General features: G+C 66.1%; 11 protein-coding genes. 4 read left to right on the top strand and 7 right to left on the bottom strand.

The annotated features are described in order from the left end of the window. Nucleotides 1-27: 27 nt before the first annotated feature. A complete protein-coding gene (locus tag ACE37B_RS00640) occupies nt 28-708 on the top strand; it encodes an MBL fold metallo-hydrolase (RefSeq protein ID WP_409921354.1) in 681 nt (226 codons plus the stop codon). Nucleotides 709-721: 13 nt separating this feature from the next. Here ACE37B_RS00640 and ACE37B_RS00635 read toward each other — a convergent pair whose 3' ends face one another. From ACE37B_RS00635 to ACE37B_RS00615, 5 genes are all read right to left on the bottom strand, one after another. Next, the gene (locus tag ACE37B_RS00635; protein ID WP_409921353.1) at nt 722-1,375 is read right to left on the bottom strand and encodes a LysM peptidoglycan-binding domain-containing protein; all 654 of its coding nucleotides are present in this window, start codon (nt 1,373-1,375) and stop codon (nt 722-724) included. 98 nt (nt 1,376-1,473) lie between these two features. After that, complete coding sequence (locus ACE37B_RS00630) at nt 1,474-2,928, bottom strand: glutamate synthase subunit beta (RefSeq protein ID WP_409921352.1); 1,455 nt, start codon at nt 2,926-2,928, stop codon at nt 1,474-1,476. 154 nt (nt 2,929-3,082) lie between these two features. Beyond that, the gene (gltB, locus tag ACE37B_RS00625; protein ID WP_409921351.1) at nt 3,083-7,642 is read right to left on the bottom strand and encodes a glutamate synthase large subunit; all 4,560 of its coding nucleotides are present in this window, start codon (nt 7,640-7,642) and stop codon (nt 3,083-3,085) included. 238 nt (nt 7,643-7,880) lie between these two features. After that, complete coding sequence (locus tag ACE37B_RS00620) at nt 7,881-8,327, bottom strand: GatB/YqeY domain-containing protein (protein WP_409921350.1); 447 nt, start codon at nt 8,325-8,327, stop codon at nt 7,881-7,883. A 15-nt stretch (nt 8,328-8,342) separates the two neighbouring features. Further along, nucleotides 8,343-9,167, bottom strand: coding sequence for a crotonase/enoyl-CoA hydratase family protein (locus ACE37B_RS00615; protein WP_409921349.1), 825 nt, complete (start codon nt 9,165-9,167; stop codon nt 8,343-8,345). A 63-nt stretch (nt 9,168-9,230) separates the two neighbouring features. Between ACE37B_RS00615 and ACE37B_RS00610 the strand changes: the two genes are divergently transcribed. Together ACE37B_RS00610 and ACE37B_RS00605 are read left to right on the top strand one after the other, a co-directional pair. Then, nucleotides 9,231-9,881 carry a nitroreductase family protein gene (locus tag ACE37B_RS00610; RefSeq protein ID WP_409921348.1) on the top strand — a complete coding sequence of 217 codons (651 nt, stop codon included), beginning with the start codon at nt 9,231-9,233 and terminating at the stop codon, nt 9,879-9,881. A 394-nt stretch (nt 9,882-10,275) separates the two neighbouring features. After that, entirely contained in the window at nt 10,276-11,082 is an 807-nt protein-coding gene (locus tag ACE37B_RS00605) for a hypothetical protein (protein ID WP_409921347.1), read from the top strand. 26 nt (nt 11,083-11,108) lie between these two features. Here the strand turns inward: ACE37B_RS00605 and ACE37B_RS00600 are convergent, their stop codons facing one another. Continuing rightward, a complete protein-coding gene (locus tag ACE37B_RS00600) occupies nt 11,109-12,338 on the bottom strand; it encodes an alpha-hydroxy acid oxidase (RefSeq protein ID WP_409921346.1) in 1,230 nt (409 codons plus the stop codon). Between the two features lie 107 nt (nt 12,339-12,445). Between ACE37B_RS00600 and ACE37B_RS00595 the strand changes: the two genes are divergently transcribed. Beyond that, nucleotides 12,446-14,650: a molybdopterin-dependent oxidoreductase gene (locus ACE37B_RS00595; RefSeq protein ID WP_409921345.1), complete on the top strand. Its 2,205-nt coding sequence runs from the start codon at nt 12,446-12,448 to the stop codon at nt 14,648-14,650. A gap of 33 nt (nt 14,651-14,683) precedes the next feature. Here ACE37B_RS00595 and ACE37B_RS00590 read toward each other — a convergent pair whose 3' ends face one another. Further along, nucleotides 14,684-15,409: a GntR family transcriptional regulator gene (locus tag ACE37B_RS00590; RefSeq protein ID WP_409921344.1), complete on the bottom strand. Its 726-nt coding sequence runs from the start codon at nt 15,407-15,409 to the stop codon at nt 14,684-14,686. Between the last annotated feature and the right edge of the window lie 174 nt (nt 15,410-15,583).

Raw genomic sequence — 15,583 nt, 5'->3', positions numbered from 1 at the left:
CGTATTCCGAACTGCCACACTGGCCACATGAGCGATGACCGGTTGTACTTCCGCCAACTGTTGAGCGGGAAGGATTTCGCCGTCGGCGACCCGCTGGCCCAGCAGATGGTGAACTTCGTCTATGCGATCGGCGATCGGGTGACCGGCGAGTGCGTGCTCGTCGACCCGGCCTACGCCGTCGGTGACCTCGTCGATGCCGTCGCCGCCGACGACATGACCGTGACCGGCGTGTTGGCCACCCACTATCACCCGGATCACGTCGGCGGTTCGATGATGGGCCACACGATCGAAGGCATCGCGGCGCTGCTCGACCGTGTCGACTGCCCGATCCACATCCAGGCCGACGAATCGGAGTGGGTGCGCAAGACCACCCACGTCGGCGATCAGCACCTGGTCACGCACGCCTCGGGCGACATCGTGCGCGTCGGCGAGATCGACATCACCCTGCTGCACACGCCCGGACACACCCCGGGAAGTCAGTGCTTCCTCGTCGACGGTCGACTCGTCGCCGGTGACACCCTGTTCCTCGAAGGGTGCGGGCGGACCGATCTGCCGGGCTCGAACCCGCAGCAGATGATGCAGAGCCTCCAGCGCCTCGCCGAGGTGCCGAATGACACGATCCTGTACCCCGGTCACCGCTACTCGGCGGCGTCGAGCGCGACGATGGAGACCGTCAAGCAGATCAACTTCGTGTTCGACCAGATCTAGCTGTCCCCGGTCGTCAGCAGTCGGACTTCGCCGGGATGACGATCTGCAGCCCGACGTAGAACACGTTGTAGTCGGCGGTCCCGGCGTTGGCCGCTCGCAAGGCCTCCACGGTGACGTCGAACTTCTCGGCGACGCGCCCCTCGAAGTCACCTTCCTCGATCGTGTACGAGCCCGGTTGGCAGTTGTCGCCCGCCGGAGGGATCGTCTCTCCGACCGGCTGTTCCGCTTCGCCACCGGTGACGACCTCGACGCCGGGCGGTGCGGTGATCGCCGTTGCGCCGAGGTCGGCGGCTCCCGGTGGAATCTTGATCGGGGTACCCGGCCCCGGGAACTCCGGGCACGACAGCGAACCGCACGTCGGCCAACCGTTGTACGCCCCGAGGTCTTCGACGGTGATGTCGAAACGATTGGCGACACCAAGTGGGAAGTCACCCGCCTGGACCGTGTAGTCCTGCTCGCCGATCACCCGTCCATCTTCGATCACTGCGCCCGGGATCGTCGTCGTGGTGGTCTCGGGCGGCCGCGTGACGAACGCCGTCGAGCCCAGGTTGAACGTGCTGCGGCTGGCTTCGCTCGCCTCACTTCCGCCGCAAGCTCCGAGCAACACCCCGGCCATCACGAACGGCCAGGCAACCACGACGAGACGACGAGAATTCTTCACACCCATTGGCGCCACAGTAGAGGCACGACCACCGTCTGCGGTGTCACTCGACGTCGATCTCGATCGCTCGTCGCACCCCTCGACTGCACCGATCATGAGGCGGTTCACATGAGGGGACGAGCCGTCGGCGGGATCGGCACCGGCAGGCGGGTCTCGCCCATCAGGTACTCGTCGACGCCCGCGGCCGCAGCGCGACCCTCGGCGATCGCCCACACGATCAGACTCTGCCCACGACCCATGTCACCGGCCACGAACACACCGGGATGATTGGTCATGTAGTTGTCGTCGCGAGCGACGTTGCCGCGCTCGTCGTAGTCGAGGTTCAGTTCGTCGAGCCACGAGCCCTTCTCCGGTCCGACGAAACCGAGCGCGAGGAACACGAAGTCAGCGCGAAGCTCCCGATCGGTACCTTCGATCTTCGTGAACCGCCCGTCGATCATCTCGACCTCGTGGATACGCAGCGCCCGCACGTTGCCGGCGTCGTCACCGACGAACGACTCGGTGTTCACGCTGTAGATCCGCTCGCCGCCTTCCTCGTGTGCCGAGGTGACCTTGTAGACCATGGCGAACTGCGGCCACGGGTTGCGCTCGGCAGCGCGCTGCTCCGGCGGCATCGGCATGATCTCGAGTTGTGTCACCGACGCAGCACCCTGACGGTGCGAGGTGCCAAGGCAGTCGGCACCGGTGTCGCCGCCGCCGATGATGACCACGTGCTTGCCATTGACGTCGATCGGCGAACGCTCCTGATCTCCCATCAGCACCCGGTTCGATTCCGGCAGGTACTCCATCGCCTGATGGATACCAGCGAGCTCGCGGCCAGGGATCGGCAGGTCGCGCCACTGCGTCGCGCCACACGCCAACACGACCGCATCGTGCGACGCCGTGAGGACCTCGATGTCGACCGTCTCGCCGACCGCCGCGTTGACCCGGAACTCGGTGCCTTCCGCTCGCATCTGCTCGAGTCGCCGGTCGATGTGTCGCTTCTCCATCTTGAACTCGGGGATGCCGTAGCGCAGCAGGCCGCCGATCCGGTCAGCGCGCTCGAGGACCACGACGTCGTGGCCGGCGCGAGTGAGCTGCTGAGCTGCAGCGAGGCCAGCCGGGCCGGAGCCGATGACCGCGATCCGTTTACCGGTGCGCACGCTCGGAATGTGCGGCGTGACCCAACCCTCTTCGAACGCTCGGTCGATGATCTCGACTTCGACCTGTTTGATCGCGACCGGGTCCTGGTTGATGCCGAGCACACACGCCGATTCGCACGGCGCCGGACACAACCGACCCGTGAACTCGGGGAAGTTGTTCGTCGCGTGCAGGCGCTCGATCGCATCGCGCCACTGGTCGCGAAAGACGAGATCGTTCCAGTCGGGAATCAGGTTCCCGAGCGGGCACCCGTTGTTGCAGAACGGAATACCGCAGTCCATGCAACGGCCGGCCTGATGATTGAGTTCCTCCGCGTCGAAGGGCTCGTACACCTCGTTCCAGTCGCGGAGGCGGACCGGAACCGGCCGCATCTGCGGAGTCGCACGACCCCACTCCAAGAACCCAGTTGGCTTGCCCATAACGATTATCGATTCCTTTCGCCACGCATCAGCACCGACAGCGGGGTCGGAATCGATGGCAGCCTCGTCGCTGGCGCTTCCCTCGGCGCCCTGAACCCACAGCCGGATCCCAACACCCGGCCCCTTTCGCCACGCACGTCGACCGTCGAACGGTTCACGCTCGGGCCGCTTCCATGATGCGTTCCACGGTTGCTTCTTCGTCGAGTCCCGCCGCGCTCGATTCCTCGATCACCGTGAGCACTCGCTTGTAGTCGGTCGGCATGACCTTGCGGAACTTGCTGACCTCGACCGGCCACGACGCCAGGATCGCCGAGGCCACCGACGAACCGGTCAACTCGCCATGACGCTCGATCGAATCGTGCAAGAACTCCCGGTCCACGTCGGTGAGTTCTTCCAGCGCCACCATGTCGTAGTTGACCCGCTCGCCGAAGTTGTCGAAGTGGTCGTAGACGTAGGCGATCCCGCCCGACATCCCTGCGCCGAAGTTGCGACCCGTCTCGCCGAGGATCACCACCCGTCCGCCGGTCATGTACTCGCATCCGTGATCGCCGATCCCCTCGCTGACCACGAGGGCACCCGAGTTACGCACGCAGAACCGTTCGCCGACGATGCCACGCAGGAAGATTTCGCCGCTCGTCGCCCCATAAGCGATGACGTTGCCGGCGATCACCTGATGCTCGGCGGCAAAGGTGGCCGACGGATCGGGATGGACGATCAGCCGTCCGCCCGACAGCCCCTTGCCGAGGTAGTCGTTCGCATCGCCCACCAGACGCATCTGGATGCCGTTGGGTACGAACGCTCCAAAGCTCTGCCCGGCTGAGCCGGTGAGCGTGATGTCGATCGTGCCGTCGGGCAGCCCCGCACCCTTCCACTTCTTGGTCACCTCGTGACCGAGCAAGGCGCCGACGGTTCGGTTGATGTTGCGGATCGGCAGATCGATCGCGACAGGGTGCGCGTCATCGATCGCCGTCTGTGCCAACTCGATCAGCTGCTGGTCGAGCGCCGCATCGAGTTCGTGGTCCTGCCCGACGCTCTGATGCATCGTCTGGCCGTACGGGTTCTGTGGGACGGCGAGGATCGGGCTGATGTCGAGTCCCGACGCCTTCCAGTGGTCGATCGCCGCGCGAGTGTCGAGGCACTCCACGTGGCCGATCATCTCCTCCATCGTCCGGAATCCGAGTTCGGCCATGAGCTCGCGCACCTCTTCGGCAACGAACTGCATGAAGTTCACGACGAAGTCGGCCTTGCCCGAGAATCGATCGCGTAGCAGCGGGTTCTGCGTGGCGATGCCCACCGGGCACGTGTCGAGGTGGCACACGCGCATCATGATGCACCCCGACACGACCAGCGGAGCCGTGGCGAAGCCGTACTCCTCGGCACCGAGCAGTGCAGCGATCACGACGTCCCGACCGGTCTTCATCTGACCGTCGGTTTGCACCACGATGCGGTCACGGAGCCCGTTGAGCATCAGCGTCTGCTGCGTCTCGGCGAGACCGAGTTCCCACGGGCCGCCGGCATGCTTCAACGACGTCAACGGGCTCGCGCCCGTTCCGCCGTCGTGGCCCGAGATCAGCACGACATCGGCCTTCGCCTTCGACACGCCTGCAGCGACCGTGCCGACGCCCGACTCGGCCACCAGCTTCACGTGGACCCTCGCCGCCGGGTTGGCATTCTTCAGATCGTGGATCAACTGCTTGAGATCCTCGATCGAGTAGATGTCGTGGTGCGGCGGGGGGCTGATGAGGCCCACGCCCGGCGTCGAGTGCCGGGTCTTCGCGATCCACGGATACACCTTGTGACCGGGCAGCTGACCGCCTTCGCCCGGCTTGGCTCCCTGCGCCATCTTGATCTGGATGTCGTCGGCGTTGGTCAGGTACTCCGACGTCACACCGAAGCGGCCCGAAGCCACTTGCTTGATGGATGAGCGACGCGCCGGGTCGTAGAGTCGCTCAGCGTCCTCACCGCCCTCACCGGTGTTCGACTTGGCGCCGAGACGGTTCATCGCGATCGCCAGCGTCTCGTGAGCTTCGGCCGAGATCGAGCCGTAGCTCATCGCGCCGGTCGAGAAGCGTTTGACGATCTCGCTGACCGGCTCGACGTCGTCGATCGGAATGCTGGACCGACCGGATGCTTCCCGGAACTCGAACAGACCGCGCAGGGTCATCAGCCGCTTCGACTGGTCGTCGACCGAGGCCGTGTACTCCTTGAACAGGTCATAGCGACCCGAGCGGGTCGAGTGCTGCAGCTTGTACACCGTTTCGGGGTTGAACAGGTGGTGTTCACCCTCCCGGCGCCATTGATACTCACCGCCGAGTTCGAGCTTGCGGTGCGCCCGCTCCTCGGGACGCTTCGGGTTCGCCATCGCGTGGCGGGCACCGACTTCTCGGGCCAGTTCGTCGATGCCGATGCCCCCGAGTTGGGAAATGGTGCCCGTGAAGTGCCGGTCGACGAGTTCGTGACCGAGGCCGATCGCTTCGAAGATCTGTGCACCGGTGTACGACGCCACGGTCGACACGCCCATCTTCGACATCACCTTGACGACGCCCTTGTTGCACGCCTTGATGTAGTTGGCGATCGCCGACTGTGGATCGAGACCGCCCATGCCGTGCATTCCCTCGGCGATGAGATCTTCGATCGACTCGAACGCGAGGTACGGGTTGATCGCACCCGCGCCGTACCCGATCAGCAGCGCCATGTGGTGGACTTCGCGTGCGTCACCTGATTCCACGACGAGCCCGGTCATCGTGCGCTGTTTGGTGCGCACGAGGTGGTGGTGTACCGCCGAGGTGAGCAGGAGCGACGGGATGGGTGCGTCGACGGTGTCGGCGTTGCGATCCGACAGCACCAGCATGCGCGCACCGTTCTCGATGGCGTCCGACGCTTCTTGGCACACCCGGTCGAGTGCGGCCGCGAGACCGGGGCCGCCGTCGTCGACTCGGTACAACCCGGAGATCACCTTGGCTGCGAGTTCGGGATGCTCACCGTCATCGTTGATGTGGATGATCTTCGCCAACTGGTCGTTGTCGATGATCGGGTACGGCAACGCGAGCTGTCGGCAGCTGTCTGGCCCAGGAGCCAGCAGATTGGCTTCGGGACCGACGGTCGACGACACCGAGGTGACGACCTCTTCGCGGATCGCGTCGAGTGGCGGGTTCGTCACCTGCGCGAACAGTTGCTTGAAGTAGTCGAACACGAGGCGGGGTCGATCCGACAGGACGGCGAGCGGCGTGTCGGTGCCCATCGACCCCAAAGCCTCCTGGCCCTGGCTCGCCATCGGCGCGATCAGGATCTTCAGCTCCTCGTGCGTGTAGCCGAACAGCTGCTGACGGCGCAGCACGCTGTCGTGGCTGAACACGACGTGCTCGCGGTCCGGCAGGTCGGACAAGCTGACGACGCCGCGCTCGAGCCATTCACCGTAGGGGTGCTCGGCCGCCAGCGCCGCCTTGATCTCCTCGTCGTCGACGATGCGACCCTCGTTCGTGTCGATCAGGAACATCTTGCCCGGCTGCAGGCGTCCCTTGGCGATGACCTTGGCCGGATCGATGTCGATCACGCCGACTTCCGACGCCATCACGACGAGATCGTCGTCGGTCACCCAGTAGCGGCTCGGACGCAGCCCGTTGCGGTCGAGGGTCGCGCCGATCACGTCGCCGTCGGTGAACGTGACGCTGGCCGGTCCGTCCCACGGCTCCATCATCGCCGAGTGGAACCGGAAGAAGTCACGCAGCTCCGGCGACATCGTGGTGTCGTTCTCCCACGCGGACGGGATCATCATCATCACCGCGTGATGGATCGGATATCCACCGAGATGCAGCAATTCGAGCACTTCGTCGAACCGGGCGGTGTCAGACGAGCCCGGCGTACAGATCGGGAAAGCGCGGTCGATGCCTGGCAGCAGGTCGCTGCGCAACATGGCCTCGCGAGCCCGCATCCAGTTCTGGTTGCCCTGCACCGTGTTGATCTCGCCGTTGTGCGCGACGAAGCGGTACGGGTGCGCGAGCGGCCAGGACGGGAAGGTGTTCGTCGAGAAACGAGAATGCACGAGCAGCAGCGCCGACTCGATGCGCGAGTCGGTGAGATCGGGGAAGAACTCGCTGAGCTGTGGTGTCGTCAGCATCCCCTTGTAGACGATGGTGCGAGCGGACAATGATGCAAAGTAGGTGTCGAGCTCGCCGACGAGCTCGCGGCGGCTACGTTTGCGAGCGACGAACGCCTTGCGATCGAGGTCGATCCCGGTGGTTCCGCTCGGATCGGTCACGAACAGCTGCTTGAACAGCGGCATCGCAGCACGAGCAGTCGCGCCGAGACACGACGGGTCGACCGGCAGATCGCGCCAGCCGAGCACGCTGAGACCGACTTCTTCGACGGTGGCGTCGATCGCAGCCTGCGCTTTGGCGGCCGCCTCCGGGTCAGCTGGGAGGAAGGCGATGCCGGTCGCGTATGCCCCAGCGTCTGGCAGCTCGAAGTCGGTCACCGCCCGGTACAACGCATCGGGCACCTGGATCAAGATGCCAGCGCCGTCACCGGTGTCGGGCTCGGCGCCGGTTGCCCCGCGGTGTTCCAGGTTCGTCAGCGCCTTGAGACCGGTTTGCACCAACTCGTTGGAGCGCACACCCTTGAGATTCGCAACGAACGACACACCGCACGAGTCGTGTTCGTGACGAGGGTCGTACAGTCCGGTCTGGCCGGGAGCGTGGTGACGCGGCTGGTGCATGACACATCCTGGGGAAGAGGCGGGCAACGCCCGACGTGAAAAGACTCGACATCACCGATGGTCGACACTGACCACTGCGGTGGAACCTCGACGTTGAGGATGCTCGCAACGACACTGTCTCGAGCGCAGACGGCAGTCTAGGGGCCTCCCTGACGCGATGACAGTTCGTTCTCTCGTGATCCCAGGTCATCGTGCCAGGCACGATGACCTGGGAGGACTTCGTGGAACCTGGTTCGCTTCAGCTGAGCCGGGACTTGACGAGGTCGGCGACGGTGCGGCCGTCGGCTCGCCCGGCGACTTCGGCGTTGACCGCCTTCATCGCCGGGCCCATGTCGGAGGGCGCCGAGAATCCGCCTGCGGCCACGACACGATCGACGATCTCGGTGAGTTCGTCGGCGCTCAGCGCTGCCGGTAGGTACGTCTCGAGGATCGCCAGCTCGGCTCGCTCGTCGGCGGCACGATCGTCGCGTCCGCCTGCGTCGAACGCCTCGGCGGCGTCGATACGTCGCTTGACCTGCGACTTGATCACGGCTTCGACTCCCGAGTCGTCGAGTTGCGTCGCCTCGGCTCCGGACACCTGCGCCTCCTGCACTGCGGCGATCACCGAGCGCAGCGTGCGCTGTACGAGCGCATCTCGGCGCTTCGTCGCAGCGTTGAGGTCGTCTCGGATCCGTTCGATCAGCATTGATGCAGTCTGGCCTCAGTCGGCAAAGACCGGCGGACGGTTTTCGAAACCGGACATCACGGCTTCCATTTGGTTCGGCGAGCCGATCTGCTCGCCGATCACGCGACGCTCGGCATCGAATGCCTCCGCCGCACCCTGGTGGTCGAGGCCATTGAACAGTGCCTTGGCCCCACGGACCGCACCGGGGCTGCGTCCGGCGATGTCTCGGGCCATCGCCATCGCTTCGTCGTAGGGCTGCTCCGAGAGCTTGGTCACGAGGCCCATCTCCGCCGCGTCGCGGCCGCTGAAGATGCGCGCCGTGTACGTCAGCTCGCGGGCGATGTCGGGACGCGTGAGCTTGGAGAGCATGAACGTGCCGGTCATGTCGGGCACCAGACCCCAGTGCACTTCGCGGACCGACATCTTGGTGTCGGGGTGCACGATGCGAATGTCGGCCCCGAGGGCGATCTGGATGCCTCCCCCGAGCGCGTGTCCGTGAACGGCGGCGATGACCGGCACGGGCACCTCCTGCCATACCCAGCACACCTGCTGTCCGAGGTGGGTGATCCTGCCGTCGGCCATCTGGCCGGGATTGCCGTCGCTGCGCGAGGCTGCGTCCTGGACGGCACCGTCACCCGAGTTGGCCAGCGCCTGCATCGACGAGAAGTCGAGTCCGGCGCAGAACGACGGGCCTTCGCCGTGCAGCACGACGACGCGCACCCCCGGCTCGGTCTTGAGCCGCTCGCCGGCCTCGGCGATCGCCGAGAACATGGCGTTGTCGAGGGCATTGCGCTTGTCCGGGCGGCTGAGACGTACCTCGGCGATGCCGTCGGAGATGGAAACGGTGACTCGATCTGACATGGATGTGAGTTTCGCGCACCGACCCCTTCGTTCTCGCTTCCGGCGAGATGACAAGCTCACGCCATGCAACTCGGTCTGTCCGCTGACGACGTCCTCACCACCACCCGATCGGTCCGCAAGCGCCTCGACTTCGACCGGCCGGTCGACCGTGCCGAGGTCGAGCGCTGCCTCGAGATCGCCCTCCAGGCACCGACCGGCTCCAACAAGCAGGGCTGGCACTTCGTGATGGTGGAAGATCCGGCCAAGAAGCAGGCACTCGCCGACATCTATGCCCGCAACTTCCAGAAGTACGCCGGGATGGCCGCCTCCAACGAGTACCAGCCCGGTGACCCGCGTCACGACCAGAAGGACAAGGTCACCGCATCCGCAGTGCACCTCGTCGAGAACTTTCATCGCGCACCGCTGATGCTGATCCCCTGCATCGAAGGCCAACTCGACCGGGTTCCGACGTTCTACGCAGCCTCAGCGTGGGGATCGCTGCTCCCGGCGGTGTGGAGCTTCATGCTCGCGTTGCGTGAGCGCGGCATGGGATCGGCGTGGACCACGATCCACCTGATGGACGGCGGCGATGCCGAGGCAGCGGAATTGCTCGGCATTCCACACGACTCGGTCACCCAGGCCGGGCTCTTCCCCATCGCCCACACGCTCGGTACCGACTTCAGGCTGGCCCAGCGACTCCCGCTCGAGACGGTGACGCACTGGGACACATGGTGAGTTGACCCGTCCGCTGACTCGCTGCCACCGCAAGTCCAGCGGCGTCGCCGTGTCGCCACGGCGTGACCGTGACGAGTTCCGTCTCGGCGTTGCGTCGTCTCAAGGTTTCGTCAATGTGGGCCGATGACGAGATGTGTCCACCGAATACTCCGCCTTCGACGCACCGAGGCTCCCGCCACCAGCAGCACCGCCCGGCCGCCCGCTCACTGCGCCATCCGAACCGTCGCCCGCACTGCCGCCGCCGAGCCCCCCGTCCAGTCTGCCGTCGAGTCTGCCTGGCGGTCTGACGACCGTTGCCGGGGTACACGACCACGCCGAGGACAGCGACGGTGTAGCCACACCCAGGTCACGCGGTACGCGTCTCCCCATCGGCTGGCTCCTCGTTGCGTTCGCTGTGGCCATCGTCGGCCTCGCCACCTTCTTGATGTTCCGTGGCGGCAATGGCGACGAGCCCGACGCGAGCAGAGGTGACGCGCCGCTCGGCCCGGCAGCACTCGATGCCCAGGCATCGGACTCGATGACGGCCGCAGGACAGATCCTCGACGACGCGCAAGCGGTCGTCGACGACATGAACGACCGATCCGACGAACGCGAGATCCTCGCCGAACTCGGCCTCGACGAGAACGCCAACCCGACCGACGACCTGCAGGGCTACCGTTTCACGTGGGCCGATCCGTCCGGCCAAGATCTCGACATCATCGTCGACCTGACCACGGAGAACTTCGCCGTCGACGCCAGCGATGGCATCAGCTTCCGCATGATCGACGGCACCTTCTACGGATCGGTCGCCGACAGCGACGAGTGGTTCGAACTCGCTGAGGATCCCTTCGGCGACACTCCGGTGATCGGCCTCGGTGGACTCCCCGACATCGAGGGCGTGATCCCGGACGCCACCGCCCCGTTCCTCGTCAACAGCGGACTCAAGGACGGCGGCAGCGGACCGACCTACTTCTTCATCGTCGACGACGAGGCCTTCCATGCTGCCGACCCCGAAGCTCGAGCCGAGTGGCTACGCCCCTGGGGACTCATCGAACCGTCGACGGTCGAGCCGACGACCCTCGTCGTGACCATCACGCTCGACCCCCTCGGCGAACGCGTCATCGGCGCCCAGATCGAAACACCCACGATCGGCGGGTTCGCGTCGTTCTCGGTGGTCGAGACCCTCGACACCGCACCCGTCATCGAGGTGCCCGGCAGCTGAATTCGGCCGCGAGCGCGCCCCGATCTTCAGCGTTTCCAGGCGACGAGATCACGATCGATCTCGTCGAGCGACCGGCAACCGGTCAGGGCCATCGTGCGTTCCAGGCCGGTGCGCAAGAAGTCGAGCAGCCAGTCGACGCCGGCCTCGCCACCTGCGCCGAGCGCCAGGAAGTACGGCCGTCCGAGCGAGACCGCATCGGCGCCCAAGGCAAGCGCCTTCACGATGTCGCTTCCACGTCGAATGCCACCGTCGCAGATCAGCGTCGCTTGATCGCCGATCTCCTGGCGGACCGGTTCGATCAACGACACGGGGCTCGGCGCGTCGTCCAGTTGCCGTCCGCCGTGGTTCGACAACGCGATGCCGGTGACGCCAGATGCAACAGCCTGCTTTGCGTCGGCGACGGTCTGGATCCCTTTGAGCACGATCGGTCCGTCCCAGAAGCTGCGGAGCCACTCGATGTCGTCCCACGAGAGCGCCTGATCGAACTGGCGAGCGACGTGATCTGCGAGCGAGATCGCCGTCGAGCCGTCTTCTTCGTGCCGTCCGACGATGTTCGCGAAGGTGATCGGCTCGGCGCGCAGGAAATCCCAGGTCCATGCCGGATGGAGCGCCCCGTCGACGAGCGTTCTCGGACCAAGCTTCGGAGGCAGGGTCATCCCGCGGCGCACGTCTCGTTCGCGGCGACCGAGCACCGCGGTGTCGACCGTGAGCCACACCGCTCCGTACCCGGCTGCCCGGGCGCGACCGACCAACTCTTCGACCAGACCGCGATCCTTCCAGGTGTAGATCTGGAACCACTTCTCACCGTCGGGATTCGCGGCAGCGCACTCCTCGATCGAGCGAGTACCCATCGTCGACAGCGACCAGGGGATCCCTGCACGCGCCGCCGCCCGCGTCACGGCCAACTCCCCGTGGGAATGGGCGATGCGGGTGAAGCCGGTCGGCGACAAGATGACCGGCATCGACGCCCGCTTTCCGAAGATCGTGGTCGTGGTGTCGAGGTCGGACACGTCACGCAGGACCCGCGGACGAAACTCGATGTCGGCGAAATCGGACGAACTCGACGCCAGCGAGCGTTCGTCCTCCGCTCCCCCGTCGATGTAGTCGAACACGCCGGCCGGCAGGTTGCGCTTCGCGAGTCGTCGCAGGTCGTCGACGGATGCGACACGCTTGAGTCGACGCCTGGTGCGGTCGAACTCGAACGAGTCGAACTGCGCCACCGACCGAAACGTCTGCCACATCTGCGCGATTCCCATCTCGCGGATGTTACGTCGATGTCCGCCGGCGGGCGCAGGGCTGTGCCCGATGAACCGGAGTCGCTTCGGGTGCGATACCGCCACGCCGTTCTGCGAGCATCGATCACATGGCCTCCGCCCCGCCGACGATCCCGCCCGACATCGCTGGGAACAGCGACTCACCGGGCACGACGGTGACACGCTCCACGTTCTGTCGAATCTGCCACGCAGCGTGCGCCATGCTCGTCGACATCGAAGACGGCACGCGCGTCGTCGCTGCTCGAGGCGACCGGGACGATCCGCTGTTCGAGGGCTACGCGTGCATCAAGGGTCGCCAACTCCCCGACCAGCATCACCACCCGGATCGGCTCCGCTCGACGCTTCGGCGCGGCGACTCCGGCGAGTTCGAACAGGTCTCGTCGGCGCATGCCCTGGACGAGATCGCCGAGAAGATCCGCGAGATCGTCGAGCGGTACGGACCTCGGGCCGTCGCCAGCTATACCGGTACGGGAGCGTTCCAGAACTCGACGTCGGCCGCAGTCGCGCAGGCGTGGCATCGCGGCTTCGAGTCGCCGTCGTTCTACACGTCGGTGACCATCGACCAGCCAGCGCACCGGGCGGCCGCCTTGCGCCTCGGATCGTGGGAAGCGGGCTGGCACAACTTCAGCGACGCCGACGTCTCGCTCGCGGTCGGCTACAACCCGCTCGTGTCGTCGTACGGCCCGGCCGGCGGTCTGCAGGGCACCAACCCCTTCGTGTCGCTGCGCCGAGCGAAGGAACGCGGCCTGACCCTGATCGTGATCGACCCGCGCCGCACCGAACTCGCCGCGGCCGCCGACATCCATCTTCCCGTGCGACCAGGAGAAGACCCAGCGCTCCTCGCCGGTCTGATCCGGGTGATCCTCGACGAAGGGCTCCACGACGACGACTTCTGCACGCGACACGTCGACCAACTCGACACCTTGCGGGTGAGCGTCGAGCCGTTCACGCTCGACCATGTCGCGCAGCGATGCGGCGTCGACGCCGACGACGTCGCCGCAGCCGCTCGGCTCTTCGCGGCAGGACCGCGTGGGGCAGCGGGAACCGGAACCGGGCCGAACATGGCGCCGCACTCGATGCTCACCGAGCATCTCGCCCTGACCCTCAACGTGATCTGCGGACGCGTGAACCGCCCCGGCGACACCTTGGAGAGCGGAGCGTTCCTCGGTCCCGGCGACACGCGCCGAGCGCAGGTGCTCGCACCGAGTTCACCCTCCCCCGGCCCAGCGCACCGTGTGGCGGGGTTGTTCGGCGCGCCGGGCGGCGAGATGCTGACCAGCCGGCTCGCCGACGAGATCTTGTTACCCGGCGACGGGCAGGTGCGAGCGTTGATCGTGTCGGGCGGTAATCCGATCGTGGCGTTTCCCGATCAGCACAAGACCGAGGAGGCACTGCGTCACCTCGACCTGCTCGTCGTGATCGATCACCGCATGACACCCACCGCGGAGATGGCCGACTACGTGATCGCACCGCGTCTCGAACTCGAACGCGCCGACGTTCCCCACATCATGGATCGGCGATTCCCGGCGCCGTACATCAACTACACGCCGGCCGTGCTCGAGGTCACCGACGACCTGATCACGGAGTGGGAGGTGTTCGCAGGCATCGCGGCCCGCAACGGGACCCCGATCGAGCTGCCCGGCGGACCGATCCCGATGTCCGACGGGGCGCTCGACGAGCACGTCGACGACGACGCGATTCTCGACCTCGTGTACGGCAACGCTCGCGTCCCGATGGCCCAGATCCGTGCCGACGGTGCGACGATTCGCGACGACCGTCGCATCACGGTCGTCGAGGGTGACCCCACTTCCGTCGCGCGGTTCGCCGTTGCACCGGCCGACGTCGCCGCCGAACTCGCCGATGTCGAGCGCGAGTTCGTCGACCACGACGAGACGAGTGGGAGTGCCTTTCCTTTCCGGCTCGTGAGTCGACGACTCAAGCACGTCCTCAACTCGCTCGGCACCGAACTTCCCAAGCTGGCTGCGGTCGGCACGACCAACGATGCCCATCTACATCCCGACGACCTCGACCTGCTCGGTGTGGCGCCGGGTGACATCGTCACCATCACCTCGCCGCACGGCACGATCGACGGCGTCGTCGCAGCGTCGCCCGACCTCCGCCGTGGCGTCGTCTCGATGGCGCACTCATGGGGAAGGGCCTCCACCGACCCCGCCGACGTTCGCCTCCACGGCGCGCCGACGAATCGGTTGGTCTCCACCGACGTCGGTTTCGATCCGATCACCGGCATGGCCGTGCAATCCGCGATCCCGGTGTCGATCTCCCCCGCCAACTGAGCGACCGAGTGGGTCCGCCTGTCGCCCGGCGAGTCACTCGACGATGCGCAGCCCGCTCGGCGTCATCGACGGTTCCGCTTGGGGTAGTTCGACCACGAACTCGGTGCGATGCGCCGGGAAGAGATGCTCGCTGACCAGCACGGGGTGGCCGTCACGGTCGGTCGTCACGCGCTGGCAGCGCAGCAGCGGCGCACCGATCGGAATGTTCAGCAGCGCCGCGTCGTCAGGCCCCGCAGCATCTGCGCCGATGGTCTGGGTCGCGCCGCGGAGTTCGACATCGAGAAGTTCGTAGAAGGGACGCCGTTCGACGTCGCGTCGCGAGAGATTCGCGCCGAGATCGGCCGGGCACCAGACGGTGACCACCGCGAACGGCTCGCCGTCGGCGAGGTTGACACGCTTCACGCGCAGCACCTGCTCGACCCCGAGCAGTCGTCGAACACGATCGGGCGGACGTTCGAACGCGAACTCCTCGATCTTTCGCTCCGATGCCCATCCGCCCTGCTCGATCTGTCGCTCGATGGTGCCCAGCGACTCCAGTGACTGACGCACGGGCTCCCCTGCGATGTACCAACCGAAGCCTTGACGAGCAGCGATCAGACCATCTTCACGAACGAGTTCGAGCGCTCGACGGATCGTGACGCGTGAGGCGTCGAACTCTTTCGACATCTCCGCCTCGGAGGGCAGCACCGAGCCGACGGGTGCGTCACGAAGGCGCAGTCGCAACTCGTCGGCGATCTCCTGATAGCGGATTCGCCTCACTCGCGACGCCTGACGATCGTCGGACCCGCCGCGTCCCCGACCGCGAGAGCGACCGCCGCCCCGAGAGCGACCACTGCCCCGAACGCGACCGCGTACACGTCTCCGAGTGAGCCGTGTGGTCTGGAACCGCCCACGGTGCGGAGAGTAATTGGGTCGAGCATGAACTTGTATTAT

This window comes from Ilumatobacter sp. (genome assembly GCF_046290335.1).
In the GTDB taxonomy this organism is placed as follows: Bacteria; Actinomycetota; Acidimicrobiia; order Acidimicrobiales; family Ilumatobacteraceae; genus Ilumatobacter_A.
This window is presented reverse-complemented; position numbering and strand designations above follow the sequence as displayed.